2 protein-coding genes are annotated in these 2,682 nt (G+C 40.5%); one reads left to right on the top strand and one right to left on the bottom strand.

Translation table 11 applies throughout. The annotated features are described in order from the left end of the window. Positions 1-2,074, top strand: a 2,074-nt coding sequence (locus QVP90_RS01625; RefSeq protein WP_288203732.1) for a LamG-like jellyroll fold domain-containing protein, incomplete at its 5' end; no start/stop codon positions are given. A gap of 62 nt (positions 2,075-2,136) precedes the next feature. Here QVP90_RS01625 and QVP90_RS01620 read toward each other — a convergent pair. Next, positions 2,137-2,682, bottom strand: a 546-nt coding sequence (locus QVP90_RS01620) for an RNA polymerase sigma-70 factor (protein ID WP_288203731.1), incomplete at its 5' end; no start/stop codon positions are given.

The raw sequence follows: 2,682 nt of genomic DNA, 5'->3' as shown, positions 1-2,682 counted from the left end.
ATCGGAAGATCAGTTTAAATCAGTAATTGTTCCTGCGGCAAAAGCGGGCGAATGGTCTACTGCTACCTGGAAACTGAGTGACTGGGGAATTAATAATGGAGATGTAATTGCTTGCTTGGGAGTAACCATAGAGAATACGGATGAGAAATATGCCGTGAATGTAGGAGAACTTTCAATTGTTGATCCTGCCAAGACATTCAATCCTGTAAAACCGACTATTATAACAGACGGTTATGAGATGCAAATGAATCATTCTGCTTATAATTATGAAACAATCAAACTGATCTGGAAAGCTAAAGACAGCGAAGACCCATGGACTACCGTGTATAATGATGATGTTGATACTTGGTATTATGAAGTAATGGTACGTGAGGACGGAGGTGAACCTAAAATGGTGAACCGTACGACTTCATGGGCAGCCGTAACGGTGGTACAGTTGACTGCTACCAGCAAGACATTTGAAATGGGAGTTCGTGCAGTGGCCCCCGACGGTGTTACCCGTTCGGAAATCGCTTGGCTTGATCAGGTATTCGAACATAAGTATGAATACAAGACGGGTATTGTATTTGACGGTCGTAAAATCGTTCCGGATGAAGAGTTTACTATCTCGTTGGAAGACCCTACAATACCGACTGCTCATTGGATTTTAACAGCAGAAGACGGAACTACTGTCAAGGAAGAAGACGGACAGGCTATTACTGCTTCCTGCCCATCTGTAGGTTTGTATAATCTGAGTGTAAGTTTTGATAATCCGTCACCGGAAGACCCGGATGCCGTATATCAGAAAACATATGACGGGCTGGTGGTTGTTACTCCTGAAGCGACCGGACGCTATCCGAAAGCTGACTTTACTTTTGATGAAGATATCGATATCTCTGAAGGACCTCAGAATGTAACATTTACATTTAACGGTATTAAGGGTGAAGGTTATACTTCCAATGCTATCGACTTGACTGACGGTACTCATTTCTTTGCTGCCGATCCGGCGGTTTTGGGGACTCCTTCTACTATTACTATGGCCGCTTGGGTGAAACCGACTAATCTGGCCGGACAGGTGATGTCTTTGCGTGATTTGGGTACAAACCCGAGTTGGGGATCTACCTGGATTTATCTGGAGAAAGAAAAGACGACCGGTCAAGTACAATTCTGTTTAATGGGACGTGATCGTGGCTCAGATTTTAAGGACATGTTCTCCGGAGTAGAAGTGAAGATCGGAACTTGGTATCATATCGCTATGGTATTGGATAGAGATAATAGAGAAGTTCGTTTGTATGTAAATGGTAAGCGTGTTGCTGAGCAGAGCGTTTCATTTAAAACTTCTTATGATTTGTATTCTTTGGGTACGGAAGGATTCCAGGGATCGATCGATGAGGTTCAGTTCTGGAATAAGGCATTGACTGACGAAGAGATGGCAGTGGCTATGTACGGCTATACTCCGGACAAAGTACCGGCAGGATTACAGGGATATTGGATATTTGAAGACAAGTGTGCTGATAATGACAAGAAATTCCCCAATTTGGGTAAGGCCGGTGAAGAGTTTCCGGGTGGTGTCTTTAAAGGGACGACTATGAACGATAATGATAATCTGACTCCTTCGATTGTTCCGGGTTCTACCTGGCTTTCCGGTAATACTAAAGTGGAAGCTATGTTGACTTGGGACTTCAAGGGAGCTGCTAATGTCGATTTGTCAAATATCGAAGCTCCGGTAGTCACTTATGAAGAAGAAGGAAATTATCCGGCAACATTGACAGTTACAAATGCCTATGGTACGGATGTGAAAGAAGTAACTGTAAAGGTTGAAAAAGGTGGAGTAGGTATTGAAGATATCAATAAAGATTATGTAACGATTACCCCGACGGTATTTACGGATAATGTTGCCGTAGGTCTGATAGATGCAGGTACTTATACTATGACTGTTTACGATTCAAAAGGTATGTTGGTAAAAAGATTACAGAAAGATTGTGTGAATAACGAGACGGTTCATATTGATTTGGATGTAACTTCCGGTATCTATCTGCTGAAAGTCATGAAAAATGATATGATCTTGAAATCAGCTAAAATTATAAAGAAATAAAGAGTTGGTTTAAGTTGATTGTAATGGCTACAAACTGTTGAAAATATGGTTTGTAGCCATTTTTATATAATAGACTGCATTTCTTTTTGTACGACGATGAGGTATAGCAATACGGGCAGGTATTCTTTGAACTCTTTTCTGAGCATATCCATTGTTTTTTGTTTGTATCGGTTGATTGATTTTACGCTTAGGTTTAATTCTTCCGCTATTTCCGCATGAGTCTTTCCTTCAAAGAAATTTTTAGTAAAAACAATGCGGTAGTTTTGAGGGAGTCGCTCTAATGCTTTGAACAGCATATCATAAAGTTCGTTTAAGGTATATACGCTATCTGATTCTGTGGCATAGACAGGTGGTTGCTTTTGGCAGAGTTCATTATAATTCCATTCGTATTCCAAGTGTTTTAAATAGTTGAGACAACTATTGCGTACACATATTTTCAGATATGCGGTTGCGGTATCTTTCTTTAATTCAATAGAGTTTCGTTTATCCCAAAGAGAGGCAAATACATCAGAAACGATATCTTCACAAATAGCCATATCGTTTATGAACCTTTTTGCGTAGATGCAAAAGGGAGCATAATATTCTTCATACAGCTTCCGGAATTCTTT

This window comes from Bacteroides sp. CAG:189, assembly GCF_000432295.1.
GTDB lineage: Bacteria > Bacteroidota > Bacteroidia > Bacteroidales > Bacteroidaceae > Bacteroides > Bacteroides salyersiae.
This window is presented reverse-complemented; position numbering and strand designations above follow the sequence as displayed.